Origin of the sequence: Variovorax sp. J22R115 (assembly GCF_030317005.1) — a bacterium.
GTDB lineage: Bacteria > Pseudomonadota > Gammaproteobacteria > Burkholderiales > Burkholderiaceae_C > Variovorax.
Genome location: NZ_JASZYM010000002.1, coordinates 357,062 through 382,547, shown reverse-complemented (window position 1 = coordinate 382,547; position 25,486 = coordinate 357,062). Strand labels below are relative to the sequence as shown.

The following is a 25,486-nucleotide window of genomic DNA, read 5'->3' as shown; positions in this document are numbered from 1 at the left end:
TCATGAAAGACGCAATGGCATCCAAGAAAGAATCGCATCCGCTCCCCGACGTGCACGGCGCACGTGAACTGCCTTCCGTCGTCGTCGAGGGGTACAGCCTTCAGTTGCGGGGCAAGGACGGCTTCATCGGAGACCAGGCCAGCCAGACCGCGTTCAGGGCGCTACTGGAGCGCTGGCGCCAGAAGCGCCGGCGCAAGGGCAAGGATCCGCTCGGTGGCCGCCACTCCAAGGACCTCAGCAAGCAGACGCTGGACGAGGCGCTTGGCGCGAAGAAAGCCTCTGAAGCGGGCGACGTGGTGCACGCCGCGGTCGAGGAATTCGCCGAGGAACTCGCCTCGGTGATCGAGCGATTCATGCGGCACCCGTCGTGGAAGGGCGTCGAGCGCATCGTGATCGGAGGCGGCTTTCCGGAGAGCGACGTTGGCGAGCGCGCCATCCTGCAGGCAGCGGCGATCTTGCAGGACATGAAGTTGTCGGTGCAACTCGCCCGCATCGGCCATGAGACCGACGACGCCGGGCTGCTGGGCTGGGTTCACCTCGTGCCGCCGCCACTGCTCGCTCACCACGACGCGATCCTCGCGCTCGACATCGGCGGCACCAATGTGCGCTGCGGCATCGTCAAGATGCGGATGAAGCGCGCCAAGGACATGTCCCGGGCCAAGGTGCTGCGGCGCGAAAAGTGGCGACACAAGGATGACAAGCCCAACCGCAAGGCGCTGATCGACCGCCTGGCCGACATGCTCGAAACACAGATCCGCTACTGCAAGAAAAAGGGCATCCGGCTCGCGCCGTACATCGGCATCGCTTGCCCGGGGCTGATCGCCAAGGACGGCTCGATCTCGCGCGGCGCTCAGAACTTGCCTGGCGACTGGGAAGGAAGCAACTTCCACCTGCCCAGCGAACTTTGCAAGCGGATTCCGACCATCCACGGCGCGCCCACGATGGCCTTGATGCACAACGACGCGGTCGTGCAGGGCTTGAGCGAGCTGCCCTTCATGAAAGATGTGAAGCGCTGGGCGGTGCTGACCATCGGCACGGGGCTCGGGAATGCGAGCTATGCCAACAAGCGGGCGGAAACCGGATGAACAAGCTACTGGTCCTTGGAGGAACGGGCTTCGTGGGGCGCAGCCTGTGTGCGCTGATCGCTGGCTCGGACGGCGCAACTGAGATCACCGTGCCTAGCCGTCGGCCCACGCAAGCAAGGCAACGGGAGTTGCCGCCGTCGGCCAGGGTCGTGAGTGCAGACGTCCACGACCCGACGCAACTCGCAGGCCTGGTCGAAGGCCATGACGCCGTGGTCAATCTCATTGCGATCCTGCACGGGAGCGAGGCCGAGTTCGTCCGAACGCACGTCGCCTTGCCCCGAACGCTGGTCGGTGCCTGCCGTTCGAAAGGCGTCCGGCGGATCGTGCATGTCAGCGCGCTCGGTGTCGACAGCGCACAGCCGAGCCGGTATCTGCGGTCCAAGGCAGAAGGCGAGGCGGTGCTGCGAAGCGCGGGTCTCGATGTGACCATCCTTCGGCCCTCCGTGATCTACGGCCAGCACGATCGCTTCACGAACTTGTTTGCGCGCCTGTTGACGTTCGCGCCAATGCTCCCACTGGCGTCCGCGGATGCCCGTTTCCAGCCCGTGTGGGTCGAAGACGTCGCCCGCGCGATCCTCGTCTGCCTCGAGCGACCGGTGACCGCCGGCCAGACCTTCGAGTGCGCGGGGCCGGAGGTTTTCACGCTGAGGGAGCTTGTCAAGCTGGCCGGTCGGTGGTCGGGCCATGAACGACCCGTGATTGCGCTCCCGCCTGCTGTGGGAACACTGCAGGCGGCCGTGATGGAACGCTTGCCGGGCGAGCCGCTGATGTCACGCGACAACCTGCAGTCCATGAAGACGCCGAACGTGGCCAGCGGCAAGCTCCCGTCGCTGGAGGATCTGGGCATTCGCGCTGCATCGCTCGACACGGTCGCACCGAAATACCTCGGTGCCGGCCGGGCGTCCACTCAGAGCTGAAACGCAATCGTGAGCAGCAGCCCCTCGGCCACATCGCGCACCAGCCCCGGCCTGCGTGCGCGATAGGTCTCGCCGGCGGAGGCGGCGGTCTCGATCCACTGGGCGAACCACTCGACCTCGCCGGGGCCGTAGAACACCACGGCCGCTTCGTGGTTCAGCAGCAGGCTGCGCATGTCGAGATTGATGGAGCCGCACAGGGCCAGGTTGTCGTCCACCACCACCGCCTTCGCATGCGCCATGAAGGGCAGCATGCGAAAGATGACGCCGGCGCGCGCGAGATCGCGCATGGCCCGGGCACGCACGAAGTCGGCCAGCCGATGGTTCGACTCGGCTGGCATCGCGATCGTGACCTGCACGCCGCGCCGTGCGGCGAGCCGCAATGCATCGCGCAGGCCGTCGCCCGGTACGAAGTAGGGCGTGATCGCGAGCAGACGGTGCTCGGCACGGAAGCAGGCGTCGATCAGCAACGCATGCGCGGTGTCCTCGGTCTGGTCGGGGCCGCTGGGCAGAAATTGGGCGAGGCCGTCGCTGGACGGGCTGTCGTCGGCCGCGATGGCGCGCGGCTTGCGCTTGCGCACCGACGACCAGTCATGGTCGAACTGCCGCGCCGCCGCGGCCGCCACGCTGCCCCGGAGGTCGAAGGACAGGTCACGCCACGGGACAGGGTGGTCGTCGTTGCCGGTGAAGTATTCGCCCGCGAGATTGCGGCCTCCGGACCAGAGCCATTCGTCGTCCGCGATCGTGAGCTTGCGGTGGTTGCGAAGGTTGCGCGGGCCGGTGCGGCGCAGGCTGAAGATGGGCCGGAACACGGCGACTTCGGCTCCGGCTTCGCGCAACGAATCGAAATGCGAGCGCGGCAGCGAGAGCGCGCCAAAGCCGTCGAGCAGCACCCGCACCTTGACGCCTTCGCGTGCGCGGCGCGACAAGCGGTTGATCACCTCGTGCCCGAGCGCGTCGTCGCCGATGATGAAGGTGCACACGTCGATGCGGCGGCGTGCACCCTCGATCACCTCGAACAGCGCATCACGCGCAGCGCCGCCATCGGAATGACAGCGGGGAGTGCAACGCCCCGGCGGGGCGAGGCCGAAGCTTTCGATCAGGTCGGCCGCCCAGTGCCCCGCCGGCGCGGATCTTGGCGGGCGCGGCGAGCCGGTCGGCCGCAGCTTGCGCTGGCCGAACATCAGGTACATCGGGAGGATGACGTACGGCACCAGCACGAGGCCCATGACCCATGCGATGGCCGTGGTGGGCGCGCGTTGCTCGCGCCGTGCGCGCGTGCTCAACACGTAGACCAGCAGAGCGAAGGTGACGACCAGCAAATGCTGCGACGGCGATGGCAGCCAGTCGAGCAGGTCGTCGAGCCGGTTCACGTGCGGAGGTGCTGCTGCAGGAAGGCAGGTACAGGGCGGCCTGCCGAGGCAAGGAAACCCATCATCGCGCCAATCACTTCGCGCACGGCATCCCGTGCGCCGACGCGATCGCGCCATGCGACCAGCCGCGGGGTGCCCTCGGTCATGCCCGCGCCCTTGCGGTCCGCGAACACGTGTGCCATGTAGAAGGCGATATCGGCATAGGAATAGGCGCCCGCGAGATAGTCGCGGTCGGCCAGCAGCCGATCCAGGACTTCATGAAAGCGCGCGCAGGCGCCGCAGGCTGCGACTGCGGCGGGGCTTTGCATGTCGTGCTGAAGTCCGAAGAGCTTCACCACGTGCGGGAAATAGACCTCATCCGACTTGAGTTCCAACTGCCGGGCCCGTGCCCGCGCCGCAGCCCCGGCGGGCCAGAGCGGGGGAGTGGGCGCGAGGTCTTCGAGGTACTCGAAGATCTGCGTCGAGTCGAACAACTCGACGTCGCCGTCGATCAGCACCGGCACCTGCCGCTTCGGGTTGACGCGCAGAACCTCAGGGTGCTTGGGCTCGTAGTTGTCGTCGCGATCGAAGGGCACCATGACGCATTCGAACGCGAGCCCTTTTTCGAGCAATGCGATCTGCGCCTTGGCGCCAAACATGCTGAGGGGACCGGTGAAGAGCTTCATCCCCGGAGCCTACTTCAACGGAACGCGAATACAAACCGTCCAACGAACCAGGCTCCTTCGCGCGGGCCCCTTCCCGCGGGTCCCTTCGCGAAACACCGCGGAACCGGCTTTGCCGGGCCGCCGGTGTTGCCCCCGGTAGGGGGATGGCGAAGCGACACGAAGTGCGCGAAGCCTGGGGGCGAGCTTCACCCCCCCCAGACTTCTTGTGCGACTTCCACCACAAGGCGCAGCTTGGCGCGCTGCGCCTCGACGGCGATGTTGTTGCCATGCACCGTGCTCGAGAAGCCGCATTGCGGCGACAGCGCGAGCTGGTCGAGCGACACGTACTTGGCGGCGGCCTCGATGCGGCTCTTGAGCTCGTCCTTGTCTTCCATCTCGCCGAACTTGGTGGTCACCAGGCCCAGCACCACCGTCTTGCCCTTGGGCAGGAAGCGCAGGGGGCGGAAGTCGCCGGAGCGGGCGTCGTCGTATTCGAGGAAGTAGGCGTCGAGATCCATCTCCTTGAGCAGCGCTTCGGCCACGGGCTCGTAGTTGCCGGCCGCCGCGTGAGTGCTCTTGAAATTGCCGCGGCACAGGTGCATCGCGAGCGTCATGCCGGCGGGCTTCTGCGCGACCACCTTGTTGATGAAGGCGGCGTAGCGGTGCGGCAGTTCGTTGGGGTCGTCGCCGCGCTGGCGGGCGGCTTCGCGCATCCGCTCGTCGCAGAGGTAGGCGAGGTTGGTGTCGTCCATCTGCACGTAGGTGCAGCCGGCGGCGGCCAGCGAGCGAAGCTCGTCGCCGTAGGCGTTGGCGACGTCGTCGTAGAAGGTCGGGTCGAGTTCGGGGTAGGCCTCCTTGCTGATGCCGGCGCGGCCGCCGCGGAAGTGCAGCATCGTGGGCGAGGGGATGGTGACCTTGGGCGTGTTGCCGGCCGACACCTGGCTCTTGAGGTACTGGAAGTCGGCCAGTTGGATGTTCTTGGCGTGGCGCACCTTATCGATCACGCGCATCACGGGCGGCGCCAGCTCTTCGGTGCCGTCGGGCTTGCGGATGGTGACCGGGATGTCGGTCTTCACGCCGCCGAGTTGTTCGAGGAAGTCGATGTGGAAGTAGGTGCGGCGGAATTCGCCGTCGGTGATGCTCTTCAGGCCGACGTCTTCTTGAAACTTGACGATCTCGGTGATGGCCTTGTCTTCGACCTTGCGAAGCTGTTCGGGCGTGATCTCGCCCTTGGCTTTTTGCTCGCGGGCTTCAAGCAGGTACTTGGGACGCAGAAAACTGCCGACGTGGTCGTAGCGGGCAGGCAGGGAGGCGTGCTGGGACATGGGGTGGCTCCGTCGAATCTGGAAAAGAACGGTCGATCGTATCCGCTCAGGGCATACCTGTTGTGGATACAGTGAGACTGGTGTTTTCCCTTAAAACACGCAAAAAGACTGGATGTTGAGGCTTCAATGTATACAGTCCGTATCCATGAATGCCTCCACGAGCCCATTTCCGCTGAACGCCTGGTACGCCGCGGCCTACGATGTCGAGATCAAGCACGCACTGCTGGCGCGCACCATCTGCAACCAGAAACTGGCGCTCTATCGGCGCACCGACGGTCAGGTCGCGGCGCTGGAAGACGCCTGCTGGCATCGCCTGATGCCCCTGTCGCTGGGGCGGCTGGAAGGCGACGAAGTCGTCTGCGGCTACCACGGCCTCGTCTACAACAGCCAGGGCCGCTGCACTTTCATGCCGAGCCAGGAAACGCTGAATCCCTCGGCCTGCGTGCGTTCCTTTCCGGTGGTCGAGAAGCATCGCTTCGTCTGGGTGTGGCCAGGCGATCCGGCCAAGGCCGACCCGGCGCTGGTGCCCGACATGCACTGGAACGACGACCCCGAATGGGCAGGCGACGGCAAGATGATCCGCGTGGCCTGCGACTACCGGCTGGTCGTCGACAACCTGATGGACCTGACGCACGAGACCTTCGTGCACGGCTCGTCGATCGGCAATCGTGCCGTGGCCGAAGCGCCATTCGTCGCGACACATGGCGACCGCTCGGCCACTGTCACGCGCTGGATGGAAGACATCGACCCACCGCCGTTCTGGGCCGCGCAGATCCACCACGCGCACGGCTACCGGGGCAAGGTCGATCGCTGGCAGATCATTCGTTTTGAAGGGCCGTGCACGGTCAACATCGACGTCGGCGTGGCCGAGGCGGGCAGCGGCGCCGTGCCGCGCAACGGCTCGGCGGGCGACCGCAGCAAGGGCGTCAACGGCTTCGTGCTCAACACCATCACGCCGGAGACCGACAAGACCTGCCTCTATTTCTGGGCCTTCGCGCGCAACTACTGCATCGGCGAGCAGCGCCTCACGCACGAACTGCGCGAGGGCGTGGCCGGCATCTTCCGCGAGGACGAAGTGGTGCTCGAAGCCCAGCAGCGCGCCATCGACGAGCGGCCTGACTACAGCTTCTACAACCTCAACATCGATGCCGGCGCGATGTGGGCACGACGCCTCATCGACCAGATGATTGCGCGCGAGAAGCCGCGCGCCCCCACCATTCCGATCCAGCCGGCCGCGGCGATGGAGCGGCCGTGAGTGCGATCACGACGCCTGCTGCAGCCGAGCCCGTCGAAGCGGGGGGTTCCCAGTCCGTCAAGGCGCAACTGCGGTTGCGCGAGATGGTGCTGGCCGGCGAACTGCCCGGCGGCTCGCGCATTGCCGAGGTCGCGATCTCCGAACTGCTGGGCGTCTCGCGCACGCCGGTGCGCAGCGCACTCATGCGACTCGAACAGGAAGGGCTTCTCGAAGCCTTGCCCAATGGCGGGTACGCCGTCCGGACCTTCTCCGAACGCGACGTCGCTGACGCGATTGAACTGCGCGGCACGCTCGAAGGCCTGTCGGCGCGGCTCGCGGCCGAGCGGGGCGCGCCGCCTGTGGTGTTGCGCGAGGCGCGCGCCTGCCTGAAGCGTATCGACGATTTGCTGCGCGACCCGGCGCTCGACGACGCAGCGTTCTCGCGCTACGTCGCGTTCAATGAAGAGTTTCATCGGCTCCTCTCCGAAATGGCGGGCAGCCCTTTGATCGCGCAGCAGTTGGAGCGCGTGATCAACCTGCCGTTCGCGTCACCCTCGGGCTTCGTCGTCGTGCAGGCGAACTCGCCCGCAGCGCGCGACATGCTCTTGATCGCGCAGGACCAGCACGGACAGGTGCTCGATGCGATCGAGAACCGCGAAGGCTCGCGCGCCGAGGCGCTGATGCGCGAGCACAGCCGCATTGCGCAGCGCAATCTCCGGGAGGCGCTGCATGGCGCGCAGAACCATCCCCTGCCGGGCGTGCAACTCATCCGCCGCCGGGCCTGAAGACACTTCAAGATGAAAAGCGATATCCACTGGATGCCTGCGCGCATCACGGCCTGCCGCGACCTCACGGCGACGGTGCGCGAGTTCGAGATCACGCCCGAGTCGGGCATCGTCGCCGGCCATGAGCCCGGAGCCCATCTGCAGGTTCAGGTCCTGGTCGGCGAGCCAGGGTCGGGGCGCATGCAGACCCGGTCCTATTCGGTGGTGGGCGCTCCCGACGGGCGCGCATGGCGCATCGCGGTGAAGCGGCTGGACGACGGCCGCGGCGGGTCGCTCGCGATGTGGCGCCTGGCGCCCGGTGACCGCCTGCTGGTGAGCGAGCCGCAGAGCCACTTCGGCCTCGATCTGACGGCACCGGGCTACCTGTTGGTGGCGGGCGGTATCGGCATCACGCCGCTGGTCTACATGGCACAGCGCCTTGCCGAACTGGCGCAGCGCCGAAGCGTGAGCGTCCGCATGCTCTATGGCGCTCGCAGCGAGCAGGAACTGGCTTATCTGTCGACGCTCCAGGAAGCATTGAGTCAGTCGGCGAATACCGGCATGCAGGCCTTCACCGGCAGCGCGCCTATCGACTTCGCCTCGGAGATCGCGCATCTGCCGCCCGGTGGCCAGCTCTACACCTGCGGACCGGTGCCGATGCTCGAAGCCGTCAAGCGCGCATGGGCGGCAGCAGGTCGCGCGCAGGCGGATCTTCGCTTCGAGACCTTCGGCAGCAGCGGCCGGCTTGCGGCGCAGGCCTTCGAGGTGCGCATTCCGCGCCATGACCTGGCGATCACCGTCCCGGCCGGGAGTACGCTGCTCGAAGCGCTCGAAGGCGCTGGCGTGCAGACCCTCTGGGACTGCCGTCGCGGCGAGTGCGGCTTGTGTGCGATGGACGTGCTGGCCGTCGATGGCGAGATCGATCACCGCGATGTGTTCCTGAGCGAACACGACAAGCAGTCGGGCCACAGGATCTGTGCCTGCGTGTCGCGCGCGGTCGGCACGATCACCCTCGATTCGGCATGGCGACCCGAAAGTCCATGAGTCCTCGCAAGCATTGCGCGATGATCGCGCAGCCCATTTGCTGATCGCGCAGAAATCCTCTGCGAGGGCCGTGCGCTAGGTGTTTGCCGACGCCCCGGCTCGCTTGCATCTGGTCACAATATCCCCCGTTCCTGCATCCATCCAACAAGGAGAGCTTTATGCTTCGTCGCCATCTCGTCCAGGCTGCCAGCCTGACCGCCATTGCGCTGGCCATCCCCCTGGCTCACGCCGCCGACACGTTCAAGATCGGGCTGATCCTGCCGATGACCGGTCAGCAGGCTTCCACCGGACGCCAGATCGAAGCGGCGGCGCGCCTCTACATGGCGCAGAACGGCGATACCGTGGCGGGCAAGAAGATCGAGTTGATCGTGAAGGACGACACCGCGCTGCCTGACGTCACCAAGCGCCTGGCGCAGGAGCTGGTGGTCAACGACAAGGTCAATGTGCTCGCGGGCTTTGGCGTCACGCCGGCAGCGCTGGCGGCGGCACCCATCGCCACCCAATCGAAGACGCCGCTGGTCGTGATGGCCGCAGCGACGTCGAGCATCACGCAGGCCTCGCCGTACATCGTGCGCTCCAGCTTCACGCTGCCGCAGGTCTCGGTCGCGATGGGCGACTGGGCACCCAAGAACGGCATCAAGTCGGTGGTGACGCTGGTCAGCGACTACGGCCCCGGCAACGATGCCGAGAAGTTCTTCAAGGAGCGCTTCGAGCTCAACGGCGGCAAGGTGCTCGACTCGCTGCGCGTGCCGCTGCGCAACCCGGACTTCGCACCCTTCCTGCAGAAGGTGCGCGACCTGAAGCCTGATGCGCTGTTCGTCTTCGTGCCCTCGGGCGCCGGCGCGGCGGTGATGAAGCAGTTCCTGGAACGCGGCATGGACAAGGCCGGCATCAAGATGATCGCCACCGGCGACGTGACGGACGACGACCAGCTCAACGACATGGGTGACGGCGCGCTTGGCGTGGTCACGACGCACCACTACTCCGCGGCGCATCCCTCGGCGGCCAACAAGAAATTCGTCGAAGCCTTCCAGAAGGCCAACAAGAACATGCGCCCGAACTTCATGGCCGTCGGCGGCTATGACGGCATGCGCATGATCTACGAAGCCCTGAAGACCACCAAGGGCCAGGGCGGCGGCGATGCACTGCTCGCGGCGATGAAGGGCCAGGTCTTCGAAAGCCCGCGCGGCGAAGTGCTGATCGATGCGCAAACGCGCGACATCACGCAGGACGTGTACCTGCGCAAGGTCGAGAAGAAGGACGGCCAGCTCTACAACGTCGAGTTCGACGTGATCAAGGCCGTGAAAGATCCAGGTAAAGCCAAGTAAGCGGTGGCCGGACAGCAGCATGTTGACTATTCTTTTTGACGGCATTGCCTACGGCATGCTGCTGTTCGTGCTTGCGGTCGGACTGGCTGTGACGCTGGGGTTGATGAACTTCATCAACCTCGCGCATGGCGCGTTCGCGATGGCGGGCGGCTACCTGACGGTGTTCGCAATGCAAAAGCTGGGCGTGCCGTTTCTCGTCTGCCTGCCGCTCGCGTTCATCCTGGTCGGTCTGCTGGGGGCGCTGCTGGAATGCACCTTGTACCGGCCGATGTACGGCAAGCCGCATCTGGACCAAGTGCTGTTCTCGATCGGGTTGGCGTTCATGGCAGTGGCCGGGCTCGACTACTTCGTCGGCTCGTCGCAGCAGAACATCCACTTGCCCGAATGGCTGCGCGGCCGTACCGAGATCGGCGACGGCGCGTTCCTGCTGGGCATGGGGCACTACCGCATCTTCATCATCGTGTTGTGCGCGCTGCTCACGGTGGTGCTGCAACTGATTCTTTCGAAGACGCGCTTCGGCAGCCGGCTTCGCGCCGCGGTCGATGATCCGCGCGTGGCGGCGGGGCTGGGCATCAACGTGAACGTGGTGTTCCTGATGACCTTCGCGGTCGGTTCGGGGCTCGCGGGCCTGGGCGGTGCGCTGGGCGCGGAGATCCTGGGGCTCGATCCGACTTTCCCGCTCAAGTACATGATCTATTTCCTCATCGTGGTGTCCGTCGGAGGCACCTCGTCGATCACGGGGCCGCTCCTGGCCGCGCTGCTTCTTGGCATCGCCGACGTGGCAGGCAAGTACTTCATTCCGAAGATGGGCGCGTTCACGGTGTACCTGCTGATGATCCTGATCCTGATGTGGCGGCCGCAAGGGCTGTTCACGCGCAAGGGAGGAAAGTAATGGACTTTCAGCAACCTTTGCTGCGCAAGGCTCGCTGGCGTCCGTGGGAGTTTGCCGTCTGGGCGGTGGCCTTCGTGCTGCCGCTCCTGATGCCCTCGCACGCTCTGATGATCAACGAGATCGCGATCGTCGCGCTGTTCGCGATGTCGCTCGACCTCATCCTCGGCTACACCGGCATCGTTTCGCTCGGGCATGCGGCCTTTTTCGGTTTCGGCGCCTACACGGCTGCGCTGTTCGCGAAGCTGGTGATGCCGGACCCGACGGTGGGGCTCGTGGTGGCCATCGTGCTGTGCGCCGTACTGGGCGCCATCGCGAGCGTCACCATCCTGCGCGGCACGGACCTGACGCGGCTCATGGTCACGCTCGGCACCGCGCTGCTGTTGCTCGAACTCGCGAACAAGCTCGACTGGCTCACCGGTGGGGCGGACGGACTGCAGGGTGTCGTGATGGGGCCGGTGCTCGGTCTCTTCGAGTTCGACCTGTACGGTCGGACGGCGGCCTGGTATTCGCTCTCGGTGGTCTTGCTGCTGTTCCTGCTGATGCGCCGGCTGGTGCAATCGCCCTTCGGCGCGACGCTCAAGGCCGTACGCGACAACCGCTTGCGCGCGATGTCGATCGGCATTCCGGTCGTGTCGCGCCTGGCCGTGATCTACACGGTCGCCGCTGCGATCGCGGGTGCGGCGGGCGCGTTGCTCGCACAGACCACGGGCTTCGCATCGCTCGACGTGCTGGCCTTCGACCGCTCGGCCGACGTGCTGCTGATGCTGGTCATCGGTGGCGTGGGTTGGCTCTATGGCGGCATCGCCGGCGCCATCGTGTTCAAGCTCCTGCAAGACACGCTCTCGACCGTCACGCCGCAGTACTGGATGTTCTGGATCGGCCTGATCCTGGTGCTGCTGGTGCTGGTCGGGCGCGATCGGCTGCTGCGACCCTGGACCTGGTTCGGTGCGCGCGGGAGTGCCAAGCCGTGAGCGCCACCGTGAATGACATCGTCCTGTCGGCGACGGGTCTGGTGATGCGCTTCGGCGGCATCGTGGCGACCAACAACGTCTCGCTGAACCTCCGGCGTGGTGCGCGCCATGCGCTGATCGGCCCCAACGGCGCGGGCAAGACCACGCTGATCAATCTGCTGACCGGCGTGCTCACGCCCACCGAGGGCCGCATCGTGCTCGAAGGCGAGGACATCACCCGCCTCGCGCCGCACCGGCGAGTGGCGCGAGGCATGGTCCGGACCTTCCAGATCAATCAACTCTTCGATTCCATGACGCCGCTGGAAACGCTGGCGCTGGTTGTCTCTCAGCAGACGGGGCTGGGCGGGCAGTGGTGGAAGCCGCTGGGTTCGTCCAGGCAGGTCGCCGAGCGGGCCGGGGAGTTGCTCGAGCAGTTCCGGCTCGCCGACGTCGCGCAACAGGAGACGCGGCACCTCGCCTACGGCAAGCGGCGCCTGCTGGAGATTGCCATCGCGCTGGCCTGCGAGCCGCGCGTGCTGCTGCTCGACGAACCCGTGGCCGGTGTGCCGGCGGGCGAGCGCGAGGAACTGCTGGAGACTGTCGCCGCGCTGCCCGCCGACGTGTCCGTGCTGCTGATCGAACACGACATGGACCTGGTGTTCAGCTTCGCCGACCGCATGACCGTGCTGGTCAACGGTACGCTCCTGACGGAGGGCGACCCCGACACGATTGCCAACGACCCGAAAGTGAAAGAGGTCTACCTGGGCCATGGAGCCGCGCATGTCTGAACTCTTGCGCATCGAAAACCTGAGCGCGGGCTATGGTGAGGCGGTCGTGTTGCACGACATCTCGCTCGCGCTCGGCCAAGGCCAGACCCTGGCGCTGCTGGGCCGCAACGGCACCGGCAAGACGACGCTGATCAACACGCTTGCCGGTGCGACGCGCCAGCACGGCGGCACCATCGCGCTGGGTGGCCTGGCGCTGCACAAGCTGTCGCCGCACCAGCGCGCTGCCGCAGGCATCGGCTGGGTGCCGCAGGAGCGCAACATCTTCAAGTCGCTTACCGTGCACGAGAACCTCACCGCCGTGGAACGCCCCGGCAAGTGGAATCCGCAGCGGGTCTACGAGATGTTCCCGCGGCTTGCAGAGCGCAAGGGCAATCTGGGCACGCAGTTGTCAGGTGGGGAGCAGCAGATGCTGGCCGTCGGGCGCGCCTTGGTGGTCAACCCGACCTTGCTGCTGCTCGACGAGCCGCTCGAAGGCCTGGCGCCGATCATCGTGGAAGAACTGTTGCGCGCCATCCGCCGCATCACTCGCGACGAAGGGCTGGCGGCCATCGTCGTCGAGCAGCATCCGCAGGCCATCCTGGCGATCTCGGATGAAGCCGTCGTGCTGGACCACGGCACTGTGGTTCACGCCGACCATGCGGCGACGCTAGCCACGCAGCCGGAGGTGCTCGAGCGTCTGCTGGGCGTCAAGCGCTGAGGGCTACCCGCGGGACTTGTTCGCGCCTAAACTGGCCCGCCGGCCTGAAAGGAGTGAAGAACCATGGCGTCCATTCGACAGGAAATCCGTGTGGCGGCAAGTGCCGAGCACATCTGGGATGCGGTTCGCGATGTCGGCGAGATCCACCACCGGCTGGTGCCGGGTTTCGTGATCGACTGCAAGCTGGAAGGCGACGCACGCATCGTCACTTTCGCCAACGGCCTGGTGGCGCGCGAAGTCATCGTCGATGTCGACGATGAAGCGCGGCGCGTGGCGTGGTCTGCAACCGGCGAGCGGCTGACGCATCACAACGCGTCGCTGCAAGTGTTTGCCGAAGACGCTGAGCACAGCCAACTCGTCTGGATTGCCGACTTGCTGCCCAACGATATGAAGCCGCCCATCAGCGCCATGATCGAGCAGGGCATGCTTGCGATGAAGACCACGCTGGAAGGTCAGGCCGCCGGGCGCCGCAATCAATAGCCGACGGTAAAGCGCTTGCGGAAATTCTTGGGGGCCTCCACTTCGTCGGCCAGCGCGATCGCGTAGTCCTCCATCGAGATCCAGCTCTTGCCGCCTGTATCGCTCAGCAGGCTGTCGCCGCCGACCCGGAACCTGCCGGTGCGCTCGCCGGGTGCGAAGAGGGCGGAAGGCGAGAGGAAGGTCCAGTCCAGTTCCTTTTCGGCGCGCAGCGCCTGGAGCATTGCGCTGCCGGCCTGCGCCTCCGGCTTGTAGGCGTCGGGAAATTCGGGCGTGTCGAGCAAGGCCTTGCCCGGCGCAACTGCGAGACTGCCGGCGCCGCCGACGACCAGCAGGCGCGGCACGCCGGCTTGCTTGGCAGCCGCAACAAGGGTGGCGGCGTCCGCTCCGTCCGCGAACCGCGTTGCGCTGATCACGGCATCGTGGCCGCTCAGCACCGGAACCAGCGCGTCGACGGACGTCGAATCGGCCGATTTCAGCGTCAATCCGGGGCGCGTTTCGGCGCCTTCGATCTTGCGTGCGACGCCCGTGATGGTGTGTCCGCGCTGCAGCAGTTCATTGGCGATGCGGGAGCCGGCGCGGCCGGTGACGCCCAGGATGGCGATCTTGCTCATGAAGTGGTCCTTATGGTGAGTGAAGAAACGGGTCAGCGCTGGATCAGCGCTCCGAGATGCGCAGTCCAGGCTTCCGGCTGGCCGAGGTAGCGCGCTACGTCCAGCGCGTGAGTCCGCCATCGGTCGTTTCGAGCGCGAAGGTCGGAAAGCCCTGTCCGCGTGCGCGCGCCAGCCACGCGCGGCTGTCAGCGATGTGGCGCTGCGTCGGCTCGCCGCTCAGATAGTCGAACGCTTCCGTGAAGGCTGCCGGGTCGAGGTCGATCTCGGCTGCCAGGTCGCGCAACACGGGGGTGTCGGCAATACGGCGGCCTTCGGCGTAGTGGGCGCGCTGCACGCGGTGGAGCATCTCCAATCCCTTGCCGGCGTCGGCCTCGGCGGCCAGCACCGCGGTCAGCGGCGGGGCGGAATCCAGCATGGCGCCGCCGTCGTTCAGCAATCCATCGAAGTACGCGACGCCGAAGGGCTGGCCGCTGAGTTGCGCGATGCGCCGGTCGTGCGGCATCACATAGTTGCGCCACTCGGGCGTCAACGCGCGGCGGTTCGCGCCGGTCATCATGCCGCCGCCGTGGAGGTCGATGACCAGGCCGGGAAGGGCACGCGCCGCCTGCACCAGGGGCGCTGCGGCGTAGCACCAGCCACACAGCGGATCGAAGACATAGTGAAGCGTGGCGCGCTGCGGGTCGGGATTCGTTGCTGTCATGTCCGCGATCGTAGGTTTCTTGATTCGATCGAAAAACACCGTAGCATGCAAATGTTTGTTGCCTGAATCGATCGAATATGGACCGCATCATCGCCGCCGAAGTGTTCGTCCGCATCGCCGAGCGCGCGAGCATGACCAGTGCCGCCGAATCGCTCGACATGTCGCGCGCCATGGTCACGCGCTACCTCGCGCAGATGGAGCAATGGGCCGGCGCGCGCCTGCTGCATCGAACGACGCGGCGACTGAGCCTGACCGAGGCGGGCGAGGAGACGCTGGCCCGGTGCCGCCGCATGCTCGAAGTGGCCGGCGACATGGCGGTGACGCTCAGTGCCGAAGCGGACGTTCCGCGCGGCCTGCTGCGCGTGGCGTGCGCGCAGTCGCTTGCGCAGGACGTACTGGCCTCGTCGGTTGCGGAGTACCTGAGGCGTTATCCGCTGGCCGCGATCGACCTGCATATCGACGCGCGGCCGGTGAACCTCGTCCAGGAGCGCATCGATCTCGCTATCCGCATCACCAACGACCTCGACCCGAACCTGATTGCGCGACCGTTGGGGCATTGCGCGTCCGTCGTCTGCGCGTCGCCGGCTTACCTCGCTTCCCATGGCACGCCTCGCAGCGTGCACGATCTGGCGACGCACAACTGCCTGACCTATTCGTACTTCGGCAAGAGCCTGTGGCAGTTCGACCAGGACGGCGAAAGGATTGCCGTGCCCGTGAGCGGCAATCTCAGCGCGAACGAATCGCAGGTGCTGCTTGCGGCGGCGATGGAAGGCGCCGGCATTGCGATGCAACCGGTGTATTCGGCGCGTGGGCCGATCGCGGAAGGCCGGCTCGTGGCGCTGCTGTCCAAGGTTGTTCCTCTGGGACTGGGCGTGTACGGGCTCTACGCCTCGCGGCGGCAGATGCCGGCGTCCTTGCGCGCGTTGCTCGACTTTCTGGTGGAGCGCTTCGCCGATGCACGGCACTGGCCGGCGGGCGCCGCCGAAGCCAAGCGCCTCAAGCCTGCGGCTCGACCGCCCGATACAGTGCGCGCACGAAATCGGACTGAGTGATCATCCCCGTGAGCCGCCGCTCGCCGTCGATGATGGGGATGTGGTGGTGGCCCCCCTCAGAGAACAACGGCACCAGGTCGACCATCGGCCGATCTTCGCTGGCGACACGAACCTGGCGCGTCATGATCTGGCCGACGACCTCGGGCTTGCTCGACATCACGGTGCGCGTCGCGCGGATGAAGTCGCGCAGCCGGCCGCCCAGGCCCTCGTGGTGCTGCAGATCGATGTGCCGGAAGAAGTCGGCCTGCGTGACGATGCCGACCACGCGCCGGGTTCGGTCGGTCACCGGGAGCGCCTTGATGCGCCGCTCGTGCATGAGCGACCACGCTTCTTGCAGCGGTGTGCCGAACTCGACTGTCACCGGCCCGCGGGACATGATGTCGACACAGCGCACGGTGCCCAGCCGGCGGTGCCACGACTCCATCTCGGTCTGCCGGATCAGCGATTCCAGGTCGTCGCGGCTGATGTCGAGCACCTGGTTGTAGCGCGCGAGCACCGCATCGATGTCGGCCGAACTGAAGCGCGTGTCGTCCGTGGTCGCCTGGCGCTGCGCGATCTGGACGTGCGGGTAGCGCCGGCCCGTGAGGGTGTTGTAGAGCACACCGGCGAGCACCAGCAGCAGTGAATCGGTCAGCACCGGCGAGATGGCGAAGGGGAACTCCGGGGTGTGCGTCAGCACGGTCAGCAGCGCGACCGCGCCGCCCGGGGGGTGAAGGCAGCGCAGGGAGAACATGAGCCCGATGGCCAACGCGGTCGCGACCGCGCCGAGCCACCACGCATCGGGCAGCCACCGGACGCACGCCACGCCGACCAGAGCCGCAAGCGTGTTGCCGCCGATCACCGGCCAGGGTTGTGCGAGCGGGCTGGCCGGCAGCGCGAACACCAGCACCGCGCTGGCGCCCAATGGCGCGATCAGCCAGTTGCCGCTGACCGAAGGTCCCGCCAGGAGTTCGCAGATCAATGCCGTGAACAGCAGGCCCACCGCGGCGCCGGCGACGGCGCGCAGGCGTTCCCGTCCGTCGACGACGGTAGGGCCGGGAATCCAGGCGCGCGCGAAAGTCGTGAGAGTGTCGAACCGCATCGTCGTCAGGCCGCTTCGCCGGCGACCAGGCGCCCGATCTCGGGCCACTGCCCGTGAAGCCAGACCCAGGCGACGAGTCCGATGCTCAGCATGAGGATCGAGGTCGTCGCCAGCGCCAGCGTCGAATGCATCACCAGCGGCGCGATCACACCGGCGACGACGCCGTTGGCCGTCGAGCCGATCACCGCCTGGAGCGAGGAGGCCATGCCGCGTCGTTCGGGGTGAAGATCGAGCACGAGCAAGGTCACGACCGGTACCATCAGCGCCCAGCCGAAGGCGAATACGGCCAGCGGCCACAGCGCCCACGCTGCGTGGGGAGTGAAGAGGGCGTTAGCGACCACGTTGACGAGCGAGGTCGCCAGCATGATCACGAAGCCGTCGCGAATCTGCCGCTTCGGCGCGACCTTGCCGGCCATGCGTCCGCTCGCCCAGGCGCCGGCCATGATGCCGCCGATGGTCAGCAGGAAGAACCAGAAGAACTGCGTCGGTGCCAGCGCGAGGTGTTCGCCGAGGAAGGCCGGAGCGGCCAGCACGTAGAGGAACATGCCGTTGAAGGGCACGCCGCTCGCCAGCGCGAGCAATAGAAAGCGCGGGTCCGAGCACAGGTCCCAGTAGCCGCGCATCAGGTGCCGCACCTCGAAGGGCTGGCGCTGGTCGCGGTGCAGCGTCTCGGGCAGCAGCTTGTAGTTGGCAGCGAAAAGCACCACGCCCACCACCACGAGAAACCAGAAGATGCTGTGCCAGCCCAGGTGCACGAAGAGAAAGCCGCCGACGATCGGCGCGATCGCGGGCGCAATGCCAAAGTAGATCGTGACCTGGCTCATCACCTTCTGAGCCTCGGCCGGCGGGAACATGTCTCGGATCACCGCGCGCGACACCACGATGCCGGCTCCCGTCGACAGTCCCTGCAGCGCGCGGAACACCACGAGCTGCCCGATGGTCTGCGACATCGCGCAGCCCAGTGAAGCAATGGTGAACACCGCCAGGCCCCACAGCACGACCGGCCTGCGGCCGAAACTGTCCGACAGCGCGCCGTGGAACAGGTTCATGAAGGCAAAGCCGAACAGGTAGGCCGAGAGCGTCTGCTGCATCTCGACTGGCGTGGCGCCGATCGACTGCGCGATGCCCGAAAACGCCGGGATGTAGGTGTCGATGGAGAAGGGTCCGAGCATGCCCAGCACCGCCAGCAGCACGGCGAGCGCCCAGCGCGGGGCCAGCCAGAGTTTGTCGGCGTCGGGGTTCATGCAGCGTCTCCTGTCTCCAAAAAAAAGAGCGCCTCGTCGGCGCCCTCCTGATTCTTGTTCTCTGTCTTCTTCTTCGCGGAAACACTGCGGAACCGGCTTCGCCGGGCCGCAGGTGTTGCCCCCTGCAAGGGGGGTGTGCCTAGAGTGTATCGATGAAGCTGCGGAGCTTATCCGAACGGCTCGGGTGCTTCAGCTTGCGCAGCGCCTTGGCTTCGATCTGGCGGATGCGCTCGCGCGTCACGTCGAACTGCTTGCCGACTTCTTCCAGCGTGTGGTCGGTCGACATCTCGATGCCGAAGCGCATGCGAAGCACCTTGGCTTCGCGCGGCGTCAGGCTGTCGAGGATGTCCTTGACCACGTCGCGCAGGCCGGCCTGCATCGCGGCCTCGATAGGAGCCGTGTTGCTGCTGTCCTCGATGAAGTCGCCCAGGTGCGAATCGTCGTCGTCGCCGATGGGGGTTTCCATCGAGATCGGCTCCTTCGCGATCTTCATGATCTTGCGGATCTTGTCTTCCGGGATCTCCATCTTTGCGGCCAGGATGCCGGCGTCGGGCTCGAAGCCGAACTCCTGCAGATGCTGGCGGCTGATGCGGTTCATCTTGTTGATGGTCTCGATCATGTGCACCGGGATGCGGATGGTGCGCGCCTGGTCGGCGATCGAGCGGGTGATCGCCTGGCGAATCCACCACGTCGCATAGGTCGAGAACTTGTAGCCGCGACGGTATTCGAACTTGTCGACCGCCTTCATCAGGCCGATGTTGCCTTCCTGGATCAGATCCAGGAACTGCAGGCCGCGGTTGGTGTACTTCTTGGCGATGGAGATCACGAGGCGCAGGTTGGCCTCGATCATTTCCTTCTTGGCGTCACGCGAAGACGATTCGCCTTCGTTCATGCGCTTGTTGATGTCCTTGAGCTCGGCCAACGGCACCACCACACGCGACTGGATGTCGGCGAGGCGCTGCTGGAGCTCTTGCACCGGTGGAATGTTGCGTGCGAGCACGGCGCTCCAGGGCTTGCCGGCGGCAGCCTGCTTCTCGACCCACTTGAGGTTGAGCAGATTGGACGCGACGCGGTTGCCGTTCTTGTCGTATCCGCTGAAGTCGCGGATGAACTCTTCCTGCGGGAAGCCGCACTTGTCCACGATGATGCGGCGCAACTCGCGTTCCTTCTTGCGGACGTCGTCGACCTGCGTGCGCACCAGGTCGCACAGCTTCTCGATCGTGCGGGCCGTGAAGCGGATGGTCATCAGCTCTTCCGACAGGGAGTGCTGCGCCTTCTGGTAGGCCGGCGTGCCGTAGCCTTCCTTGTCGTAGATCTTGTGGACCTTCTCGAACATCACGGCGATGCGGTCGAAGCGCTCCAGCGCGTCGCGCTTGAGTTCCTCGAGCTTCTTGGTCAATGCCTTGGAGCCGCCCTTGCCGTCGTCGTCGTCTTCCTCGTCGAATTCGTCGAAGTCTTCTTCGGCCACGTAGTCGTCGGCCTCGTTCGGGTTCGAGAAGCCGTCGACGATGGTCGAGATGACGACCTTGCCGTCACGGATTTCCTGTCCGAGGCGCAGGATTTCGGCGATGGTCGCGGGCGAAGCCGAAATGGCTTCCATCATGGCCATCAGGCCGCCTTCGATGCGCTTGGCGATTTCGATTTCGCCTTCGCGCGTCAGCAACTCGACCGTGCCCATTTCGCGCATGTACATGCGCACGGGGTCGGTGGTGCGGCCGAATTCGCTGTCCACCGTGGAAAGAGCGGCTTCGGCTTCTTCCTCGGCTTCCTCGACCGTAGTGGCGGTCGGGGCGGTGTTGTTCAGCAGCAGGGTTTCCGCATCGGGGGTCTGCTCGTAGACGGCCACGCCCATGTCGTTGAGCATGGTGACCACGACTTCCATGGTCTCGGCGTCGACCAGCTTGTCGGGCAAGTGGTCGGAGATTTCACCGTGCGTGAGGTAGCCGCGGGTCTTGCCCAGCGTGATCAGGGTCTTCAGGCGCGAGCGGCGCTTGGCCAGGTCTTCTTCGGAGAGGACGGTCTCGTCCAGGCCGAATTCCTTCATCAAGGCGCGTTCCTTCGCCTTGCTGATCTTCATGCGCAGTGGCTTGACCTTTTCCTCGGTCGTCGTGGCTGCCGGCTCGTCACCGACCAGCTCGTCCTCGATGTCGGACAGGTCGACGTCGCTCGAAGGCGCCTCGTTGCCGGCCTTGGGTTTGCGGCCTCGCTTGGCGCCTCCGGTTGCGGCGGGCGCACCGGCGGCTTTGGGAGGACGGCCAACCTTCTTGGCGGCTGGTTTCAGGGTTTCGTCGGCGGTGGTCGATTTCGTGGGCACGGTTTTCACTTTCGTTGCGGCGGACGCCTTGGACGCGGCGGCACCCGTCTTGGTTGCCGGCAGGGCGGCGACCTTGGACGGTTTCTTGTCTGCAGCAGGCTTCTTGGCAGCGGACACGGCAGGCTTCTTTGAACTGGGCATACGACCTCAATACAACAAGATGGACCAAGCGGAATCACACGCGCCACAAACCCGGCGCAGGCAGGAGCACAAACAATGAGGCCATGAGGACACAAGTCCTCGAAGAGCCGTCAAAAGGCAAGATGTCGGGCGAACATTTGGTGTGCAGTCCTTGCGGTGTATTGACCCGTTTCCCTTTGGGAAGTGCATTGCGCATGGGGTCGGCCCGGAGGTGCTGCTGTCGCTCTTGCCTGTTTTCGCGTCTAGCGAAGCCTTACATTATAGCGCGCTGCGTAATTTTCAAGCAGGGTTTGAACCGGGATTGAGGCGATTACGCAACTCCAGGCGCCGCGCTTCCAGCGCCTTGTAGCGTTCCAGGGCGCGCGGATCGCTTCCGACTGCCGCTATCGCCTCGCTTTGCTGGACCTTGAGCAGGTCGTCCAGCATGTAGTCGAGCACGTTGCGCAGTTCCCGTGCCGAATCGGCCGCCTGTTCGCCCTCGGCGTCTCCGATGGGGCCGCCGTCGGGGCCCGTCATGACGCGCAGGGCCAGCGTCTCGAAGGGCATGGTGCGCATGCCTTCGCGCAGGGCTGCCCAGGGCTGCACCCCGTGCTCGTGTGATTGGCTGTCGAGCCAGGCGAAGAGCTGGCCGTGCTCGCCCGGCAGATCGCACAGCAGCGCGTGCAGCTCCTGGGAGAGGCGTTCCCATTCCGCCATGTTCGACAGAATCAGCCTGGCCGCCACGTCGGGGCGGCTGGTCGGCAGCTTCCGGCCTCCGGGTGGCGGCAGCGGAGGGGAGGGTTTGCGCCAGGACTTGAAGCGTCGCTTTTCGGACGAAGACGAAGGGCGCGGAAAATCGTCGACCCATTCGACGCGCTCGCTCCGGTCATTCCAGTCGTTCCAGTCACTCTCGGCGCGCGTCGGGGCAGAGGGCGGAGGAGCCGGGGCTCGCGGCGCGGCCGGGGCCCACAACTCGCCCAGTTCCTGGCCGCTCAGTTGGACCAGGGTGGCGATCTCGCCCAGCAACTGGCGCTTGAGCGCGCCCTCGGGCATGGCGCTCCAGAGGGGGCGTGCGTTGCTGGCCATGTGGGCGCGGCCTTCCGCCGTACCGAGATCGCAGCCTTCGCGGGCGGCCTCGATCATGAAGCGGCTGAGCGGCGTCGCCTCGTTGACGAAGCGCGCAAAGGCGTCGGCGCCGAATTCCCGGATGAAGCTGTCCGGGTCGTGCTCCGACGGCAAGAACAGGAACTTGATGCTGCGCACGTCGGTGGCGTAGGGCAGGGCGCCGTCGAGCGCCTTGCGCGCGGCGCGTCGGCCAGCGGCGTCGCCGTCGAAGCTGAAGACGACGGATTCGGTGAAACGGAATAGCTTCTGCACGTGCTCCGGCGTGCAGGCGGTGCCCAGTGTCGCCACGGCGTTCGGGAAGCCCAGTTGCGCCAGTGCCACCACGTCCATGTAGCCCTCGGTCACGAGGGCGTAGCCGCGGTCGCGGAAGGCGGCTCGCGCCTCGTAGAGTCCGTAGAGCTCACGCCCCTTGCTGAAGACCGGAGTTTCGGGCGAGTTGAGGTATTTGGGTTTCTCGTCCCCCAGCACCCGTCCGCCGAAGCCGATGCACTCGCCCTTGACGTTGCGGATGGGGAACATCACACGGTCGCGGAAGCGGTCGTAGCGCTTGCCATCCGCGTTGTCGTCGGCCTCCCCGACGATCACCAGCCCGCTTTCGGCCAGCAGGGGATCGTCGTAGTCGGGAAACACGCTCGCCAGCGTGCGCCAACCCGCTGGCGCGTAGCCGATGCCGAACTGGCGGGCAATTTCACCGGAGACGCCGCGTCTCTTCAGATAGCCGATCGCGCCTTGCGACTGGCGCAGGTGCTTCCGATAGGCTTCGCCGGCCTTTTCCAGCACCTCGGAGAGCGTGGCCTGCTTCTGGCGCTGACCAGCGGCGCGGGCGCGTTCCTCGGGCGAGGCATCGTCTTCCGGCACCTGCATGCCGTACTGGCCTGCCAGGTCGTGCACGGCCTCGACGAAGCCCATTCCGGCGTGCTCCATCAGGAAGCCGATCGCGTTTCCGTGCACGCCGCAGCCGAAGCAGTGATAGAACTGCTTGGTCGGGCTGACCGAGAACGAGGGCGACTTCTCCCCATGGAATGGGCACAGGCCCATGAAATTGGCGCCCGCCTTCTTGAGCTGAACGTAGCGGCCGACAATTTCCACCACGTCGGCACGTGCGATCAGTTCCTGGATGAATGAAGCGGGGATGGTCATGGAGGCGAAGAGCGGCAGATGATACGCAAGCCATCAACACGCCGCCGGCCGGCGGCATACTCGTCTTCCCGAAACCGACGCATGATCCGCCGAACCATCACCCATGCAGTGCCCCTGTTGCGCCACCCGCTGAGATTCATGTGGGAGGCGCTGAAGGGGTTCAGGGCCAACCAGGGCCTGCTTCTGGCGGGCGCGGTCGCCTACTACGCGCTGCTGTCGATCGTGCCGCTGCTGATCGTGAGCGTGATCGCGCTCTCGCGCTTCATCGAGCAGGCGGCGCTGCTGCGCGCGGTCGGACGCTATCTGGAGTGGCTGCTGCCGGGGCAGTCGCGGGCGATCATTACCGAGCTTTCCAACTTCCTGACCCATGCGGACGTGCTTGGCCCGGTGCTGTTGGTCACGATGATCTTTTTCAGCTCGCTTGCTTTCACGGTGCTCGAAAGCGCGATGGCAGTCATCTTTCACCACCGCAAGGCGGATCACTCGCGTCATTTTCTGATCTCGGTGGTGATGCCGTACATCTACATCCTGTGCCTATGCATCGGCTTGTTGCTGGTCACCTTGGTGTCCGGTGCCCTGCAGGTGATCGGGGAGGAACGCATCGAACTCCTCGGCCGCAGCTGGTCGCTGTCTGGCGTGTCGGGCGTGCTGCTCTACCTGCTCGGGCTGGCCGGCGAGATCTTCATGCTGACCTCGCTCTACCTGGTGATGCCGGTGGGCCGGCTCCGGCTGCGACATGCGTTGCTGGGCGGGGTGACCGCGGCGCTGCTGTGGGAAGTCACGCGCCGGGTGCTGGTGCTCTACTTTGCGACGCTCTCGCAGGTCAACGTGGTTTACGGCTCGTTGACCACGGCCATCGTCGTGCTGCTCAGCCTGGAGATCGCCGCAACGCTCGTGCTCTTCGGCGCCCAGGTGATCGCCCAATACGAGCGCCTGGAGCGCACCGGCAGCGTGACCCCGCTCGACGACACCGAGGGAGCCCTGGGCAGCGTCAGCGCGGCGCGAGCCGGATCGCGCCGTCGAGTCGGATCACCTCGCCGTTGAGCATGTCGTTTTCGATGATGTGCTTGGCGAGCTTCGCGTAGTCCTCCGGCGTGCCGAGGCGCGAAGGAAACGGCACGCTCGCGGCCAGCGCGTCTTGCACCTCCTGCGGCATGCCGAACAGCATCGGCGTGCCGAAGATGCCCGGCGCGATCGTCATGTTGCGAATGCCGTTGCGCGCCAGATCGCGCGCGATCGGCAGGGTCATCCCGACGACGCCCCCTTTCGAGGCGCTGTACGCGGCTTGGCCGATTTGCCCGTCATAGGCAGCGACCGAGGCCGTCGAGATCAGTACCCCGCGCTCCCCGGTCGCTTCGGGTTCGTTCTTGCTCATCGCCTCGGCCGCAAGACGAATCATGTTGAAGCTGCCGATCAGATTCACTGTGACCGTCTTGCTGAACACCGCCAGCGCATGTGGCCCGGTCTTCCCGACCGTCTTTTCGGCCGGCGCGATGCCAGCGCAATTGACCAGCCCCGCCAGCTTGCCCAGGTTCAGCGCGGCAGCCACGGCGGCTTGACCGTCCGCTTCCTGGCTCACGTCGCACTTGACGAAAACACCGTCAATCTCCTTGGCGACTGCCTCACCCTTGTCGGCCTGCATGTCGGCAACGACCACCTTGCCGCCATTCGCGGCGAGCATCCGCGCCGTGCCCTCACCCAGCCCCGAAGCGCCACCGGTGACGATGAAAACCTTGCCGTCGATCTGCATGAAGAGTCTCCTGAACGATATGACCCGTGATTATGGAATCCGAAGTGAACGCCGCCCTGGGGCGAGCAAAAAAGAAGGGCCCCGTCGCAAGGACGGGGCCCCCTGAATTGGATCCAGAAGGACCCAAGGAGACAATCAGCGCCCGCTGGATGCGGGCTTGCCAATCAGCGCTTGCGCGAGGCGGTTTGCGCCGTGCTCTTGGCAGCGTTCACGGCCGTGGTCTGCACGGCCTGAAAGTTCGCTTCGGCGACGTCGGAGGCTTGCTTGACAGCCTTTTGCACCGATTCGAAAGCGTTGTTGGCAGCAGCCACGGCGCTCTTCATCACGGCAACGGCGGTTTCCGAACCGGCGGGTGCGTTCTTGGCGGCGCTGTCGACCAGGCCGACGAAGGCTTGCTGGGCTTCAGCGGCCTTGACTTCGAAAGCCTTGGTGAATTCGGCGCCGGTGCCTTGGGCGATGTCATACAGGTGACGGCTGTAGGCGGCGGTCTTTTCAGCCAGGGGCTGGTACAGGCTGGCTTGCAGGGTGAGCAGTTCTTGCGCATCCTTGACGCTCAGCAGGGCTTGCGTCGTGCCGGCGGCTTCGGTCAGTGCTGCCTTGGAGGCGGTCACGTTGAGTTCGACGAGCTTTTCGACGCCTTCGAAAGCCTTGGTGGTCAGGCCGAAGAGGGTTTCGAGGTTGGCTTTTTGAGCAGAAATCAGTTGGTCAGCGGTCAGGGCCATGTGGGGACTCCAGTTGAAAGAAAAGGGGGATTCACAGTGAGCTGCCTCTGAACTTTTGTTGCGGTGCAGCATGGACTCAAGTATAGGCAGCTTCACTTCCAAAACAAGA

At 65.7% G+C, this 25,486-nt stretch carries 23 protein-coding genes and 1 pseudogene; 13 read left to right on the top strand and 11 right to left on the bottom strand.

The window, feature by feature from the left end; translation table 11 throughout:
* The first annotated feature begins 14 nt into the window (after positions 1 to 14).
* Entirely contained in the window at positions 15 to 1,085 is a 1,071-nt protein-coding gene (locus QTI04_RS04805) for an ROK family protein (protein ID WP_286614375.1), read from the top strand.
* The gene (locus QTI04_RS04800) at positions 1,082 to 2,002 is read left to right on the top strand and encodes a complex I NDUFA9 subunit family protein (protein ID WP_286614374.1); all 921 of its coding nucleotides are present in this window, start codon (positions 1,082 to 1,084) and stop codon (positions 2,000 to 2,002) included. The genes QTI04_RS04805 and QTI04_RS04800 overlap by 4 nt, the downstream gene beginning before the upstream one ends.
* Here QTI04_RS04800 and QTI04_RS04795 read toward each other — a convergent pair.
* The 3 genes from QTI04_RS04795 to QTI04_RS04785 all read right to left on the bottom strand — a co-directional run bounded on the left by QTI04_RS04795 (position 1,993) and on the right by QTI04_RS04785 (position 5,341).
* Positions 1,993 to 3,372 carry a phospholipase D-like domain-containing protein gene (locus QTI04_RS04795; protein WP_286614373.1) on the bottom strand — a complete coding sequence of 460 codons (1,380 nt, stop codon included), beginning with the start codon at positions 3,370 to 3,372 and terminating at the stop codon, positions 1,993 to 1,995. The two genes, QTI04_RS04800 and QTI04_RS04795, sit on opposite strands and share 10 nt — an antisense overlap.
* Positions 3,369 to 4,037, bottom strand: a complete 669-nt coding sequence (locus tag QTI04_RS04790; protein ID WP_286614372.1) for a glutathione S-transferase family protein — start codon at positions 4,035 to 4,037, stop codon at positions 3,369 to 3,371. Before QTI04_RS04790 ends, QTI04_RS04795 begins: the two co-directional genes overlap by 4 nt.
* A 185-nt stretch (positions 4,038 to 4,222) precedes the next feature.
* Positions 4,223 to 5,341 carry a 5-methyltetrahydropteroyltriglutamate--homocysteine S-methyltransferase gene (locus QTI04_RS04785; RefSeq protein ID WP_286614371.1) on the bottom strand — a complete coding sequence of 373 codons (1,119 nt, stop codon included), beginning with the start codon at positions 5,339 to 5,341 and terminating at the stop codon, positions 4,223 to 4,225.
* 145 nt (positions 5,342 to 5,486) lie between these two features.
* Here QTI04_RS04785 and QTI04_RS04780 point away from each other — a divergent pair, with 145 nt between their 5' ends.
* The 9 genes from QTI04_RS04780 (at position 5,487) to QTI04_RS04740 (ending at position 13,518) form a co-directional block, all read left to right on the top strand.
* Positions 5,487 to 6,596, top strand: coding sequence for an aromatic ring-hydroxylating dioxygenase subunit alpha (locus QTI04_RS04780; protein ID WP_286614370.1), 1,110 nt, complete (start codon positions 5,487 to 5,489; stop codon positions 6,594 to 6,596).
* Positions 6,597 to 6,601: 5 nt separating this feature from the next.
* A complete protein-coding gene (locus tag QTI04_RS04775; protein WP_286599221.1) occupies positions 6,602 to 7,360 on the top strand; it encodes a GntR family transcriptional regulator in 759 nt (252 codons plus the stop codon).
* 12 nt (positions 7,361 to 7,372) lie between these two features.
* Positions 7,373 to 8,383: a PDR/VanB family oxidoreductase gene (locus QTI04_RS04770; protein WP_286614369.1), complete on the top strand. Its 1,011-nt coding sequence runs from the start codon at positions 7,373 to 7,375 to the stop codon at positions 8,381 to 8,383.
* Between the two features lie 158 nt (positions 8,384 to 8,541).
* Positions 8,542 to 9,711 (top strand): ABC transporter substrate-binding protein, encoded by a 1,170-nt coding sequence (locus QTI04_RS04765; RefSeq protein WP_286597642.1) that lies wholly within the window; start codon positions 8,542 to 8,544, stop codon positions 9,709 to 9,711.
* Between the two features lie 19 nt (positions 9,712 to 9,730).
* Positions 9,731 to 10,603, top strand: coding sequence for a branched-chain amino acid ABC transporter permease (locus tag QTI04_RS04760; protein WP_286614368.1), 873 nt, complete (start codon positions 9,731 to 9,733; stop codon positions 10,601 to 10,603).
* The gene (locus tag QTI04_RS04755; RefSeq protein ID WP_286614367.1) at positions 10,603 to 11,574 is read left to right on the top strand and encodes a branched-chain amino acid ABC transporter permease; all 972 of its coding nucleotides are present in this window, start codon (positions 10,603 to 10,605) and stop codon (positions 11,572 to 11,574) included. The genes QTI04_RS04760 and QTI04_RS04755 overlap by 1 nt, the downstream gene beginning before the upstream one ends.
* Positions 11,575 to 11,582: 8 nt before the next feature.
* Positions 11,583 to 12,341: an ABC transporter ATP-binding protein gene (locus QTI04_RS04750; RefSeq protein WP_286614366.1), complete on the top strand. Its 759-nt coding sequence runs from the start codon at positions 11,583 to 11,585 to the stop codon at positions 12,339 to 12,341.
* On the top strand, positions 12,334 to 13,038 hold the full coding sequence (locus tag QTI04_RS04745) for an ABC transporter ATP-binding protein (RefSeq protein WP_286597645.1): 705 nt from the start codon (positions 12,334 to 12,336) through the stop codon (positions 13,036 to 13,038). The genes QTI04_RS04750 and QTI04_RS04745 overlap by 8 nt, the downstream gene beginning before the upstream one ends.
* A 63-nt stretch (positions 13,039 to 13,101) precedes the next feature.
* Entirely contained in the window at positions 13,102 to 13,518 is a 417-nt protein-coding gene (locus tag QTI04_RS04740; protein ID WP_286614365.1) for an SRPBCC family protein, read from the top strand.
* Here QTI04_RS04740 and QTI04_RS04735 read toward each other — a convergent pair.
* Positions 13,512 to 14,129, bottom strand: a complete 618-nt coding sequence (locus QTI04_RS04735) for an NAD(P)-dependent oxidoreductase (RefSeq protein ID WP_286614364.1) — start codon at positions 14,127 to 14,129, stop codon at positions 13,512 to 13,514. The genes QTI04_RS04740 and QTI04_RS04735 overlap by 7 nt on opposite strands.
* Before the next feature lie 32 nt (positions 14,130 to 14,161).
* Positions 14,162 to 14,829, bottom strand: a pseudogene (locus QTI04_RS04730) (DsbA family protein).
* Positions 14,830 to 14,906: 77 nt separating this feature from the next.
* Here QTI04_RS04730 and QTI04_RS04725 point away from each other — a divergent pair.
* Positions 14,907 to 15,881 (top strand): LysR family transcriptional regulator, encoded by a 975-nt coding sequence (locus QTI04_RS04725; RefSeq protein ID WP_286614363.1) that lies wholly within the window; start codon positions 14,907 to 14,909, stop codon positions 15,879 to 15,881.
* Here QTI04_RS04725 and QTI04_RS04720 read toward each other — a convergent pair.
* The 4 genes from QTI04_RS04720 to dnaG form a co-directional block, all read right to left on the bottom strand.
* The gene (locus tag QTI04_RS04720; RefSeq protein WP_286614362.1) at positions 15,826 to 16,962 is read right to left on the bottom strand and encodes an HPP family protein; all 1,137 of its coding nucleotides are present in this window, start codon (positions 16,960 to 16,962) and stop codon (positions 15,826 to 15,828) included. The two genes, QTI04_RS04725 and QTI04_RS04720, sit on opposite strands and share 56 nt — an antisense overlap.
* Positions 16,963 to 16,967: 5 nt before the next feature.
* Entirely contained in the window at positions 16,968 to 18,206 is a 1,239-nt protein-coding gene (locus tag QTI04_RS04715; protein WP_286597653.1) for a multidrug effflux MFS transporter, read from the bottom strand.
* Between the two features lie 139 nt (positions 18,207 to 18,345).
* Positions 18,346 to 20,661 (bottom strand): RNA polymerase sigma factor RpoD, encoded by a 2,316-nt coding sequence (gene rpoD / locus QTI04_RS04710; protein WP_286614361.1) that lies wholly within the window; start codon positions 20,659 to 20,661, stop codon positions 18,346 to 18,348.
* A gap of 279 nt (positions 20,662 to 20,940) precedes the next feature.
* Positions 20,941 to 22,905, bottom strand: coding sequence for a DNA primase (gene dnaG, locus QTI04_RS04705; protein ID WP_286614360.1), 1,965 nt, complete (start codon positions 22,903 to 22,905; stop codon positions 20,941 to 20,943).
* An 81-nt stretch (positions 22,906 to 22,986) separates the two neighbouring features.
* Between dnaG and QTI04_RS04700 the strand changes: the two genes are divergently transcribed.
* Positions 22,987 to 23,949 (top strand): YihY/virulence factor BrkB family protein, encoded by a 963-nt coding sequence (locus QTI04_RS04700; protein ID WP_286597656.1) that lies wholly within the window; start codon positions 22,987 to 22,989, stop codon positions 23,947 to 23,949.
* Here the strand turns inward: QTI04_RS04700 and QTI04_RS04695 are convergent.
* The gene (locus tag QTI04_RS04695) at positions 23,897 to 24,655 is read right to left on the bottom strand and encodes a 3-hydroxyacyl-CoA dehydrogenase (protein WP_286614359.1); all 759 of its coding nucleotides are present in this window, start codon (positions 24,653 to 24,655) and stop codon (positions 23,897 to 23,899) included. The genes QTI04_RS04700 and QTI04_RS04695 overlap by 53 nt on opposite strands.
* A 164-nt stretch (positions 24,656 to 24,819) precedes the next feature.
* The gene (locus QTI04_RS04690) at positions 24,820 to 25,377 is read right to left on the bottom strand and encodes a phasin family protein (RefSeq protein ID WP_286597658.1); all 558 of its coding nucleotides are present in this window, start codon (positions 25,375 to 25,377) and stop codon (positions 24,820 to 24,822) included.
* Positions 25,378 to 25,486 lie beyond the last annotated feature (109 nt).

What these genes read in the sequence shown, in the direction of transcription:
- QTI04_RS04715 (WP_286597653.1), bottom strand. Translation starts at nt 18,206, where the DNA reads ATGAACCCCGACGCCGACAAACTCTGGCTGGCCCCGCGCTGGGCGCTC.
- QTI04_RS04690 (WP_286597658.1), bottom strand. Translation starts at nt 25,377, where the DNA reads ATGGCCCTGACCGCTGACCAACTGATTTCTGCTCAAAAAGCCAACCTC.
- QTI04_RS04805 (WP_286614375.1), top strand. Translation starts at nt 15, where the DNA reads ATGGCATCCAAGAAAGAATCGCATCCGCTCCCCGACGTGCACGGCGCA.
- QTI04_RS04720 (WP_286614362.1), bottom strand. Translation starts at nt 16,962, where the DNA reads ATGCGGTTCGACACTCTCACGACTTTCGCGCGCGCCTGGATTCCCGGC.
- QTI04_RS04790 (WP_286614372.1), bottom strand. Translation starts at nt 4,037, where the DNA reads ATGAAGCTCTTCACCGGTCCCCTCAGCATGTTTGGCGCCAAGGCGCAG.
- QTI04_RS04735 (WP_286614364.1), bottom strand. Translation starts at nt 14,129, where the DNA reads ATGAGCAAGATCGCCATCCTGGGCGTCACCGGCCGCGCCGGCTCCCGC.
- QTI04_RS04780 (WP_286614370.1), top strand. Translation starts at nt 5,487, where the DNA reads ATGAATGCCTCCACGAGCCCATTTCCGCTGAACGCCTGGTACGCCGCG.
- QTI04_RS04800 (WP_286614374.1), top strand. Translation starts at nt 1,082, where the DNA reads ATGAACAAGCTACTGGTCCTTGGAGGAACGGGCTTCGTGGGGCGCAGC.
- QTI04_RS04785 (WP_286614371.1), bottom strand. Translation starts at nt 5,341, where the DNA reads ATGTCCCAGCACGCCTCCCTGCCTGCCCGCTACGACCACGTCGGCAGT.
- QTI04_RS04740 (WP_286614365.1), top strand. Translation starts at nt 13,102, where the DNA reads ATGGCGTCCATTCGACAGGAAATCCGTGTGGCGGCAAGTGCCGAGCAC.
- QTI04_RS04755 (WP_286614367.1), top strand. Translation starts at nt 10,603, where the DNA reads ATGGACTTTCAGCAACCTTTGCTGCGCAAGGCTCGCTGGCGTCCGTGG.
- QTI04_RS04760 (WP_286614368.1), top strand. Translation starts at nt 9,731, where the DNA reads ATGTTGACTATTCTTTTTGACGGCATTGCCTACGGCATGCTGCTGTTC.
- dnaG (WP_286614360.1), bottom strand. Translation starts at nt 22,905, where the DNA reads ATGACCATCCCCGCTTCATTCATCCAGGAACTGATCGCACGTGCCGAC.
- QTI04_RS04770 (WP_286614369.1), top strand. Translation starts at nt 7,373, where the DNA reads ATGAAAAGCGATATCCACTGGATGCCTGCGCGCATCACGGCCTGCCGC.
- QTI04_RS04695 (WP_286614359.1), bottom strand. Translation starts at nt 24,655, where the DNA reads ATGCAGATCGACGGCAAGGTTTTCATCGTCACCGGTGGCGCTTCGGGG.
- rpoD (WP_286614361.1), bottom strand. Translation starts at nt 20,661, where the DNA reads ATGCCCAGTTCAAAGAAGCCTGCCGTGTCCGCTGCCAAGAAGCCTGCT.
- QTI04_RS04765 (WP_286597642.1), top strand. Translation starts at nt 8,542, where the DNA reads ATGCTTCGTCGCCATCTCGTCCAGGCTGCCAGCCTGACCGCCATTGCG.
- QTI04_RS04745 (WP_286597645.1), top strand. Translation starts at nt 12,334, where the DNA reads ATGTCTGAACTCTTGCGCATCGAAAACCTGAGCGCGGGCTATGGTGAG.
- QTI04_RS04700 (WP_286597656.1), top strand. Translation starts at nt 22,987, where the DNA reads ATGATCCGCCGAACCATCACCCATGCAGTGCCCCTGTTGCGCCACCCG.
- QTI04_RS04725 (WP_286614363.1), top strand. Translation starts at nt 14,907, where the DNA reads ATGGACCGCATCATCGCCGCCGAAGTGTTCGTCCGCATCGCCGAGCGC.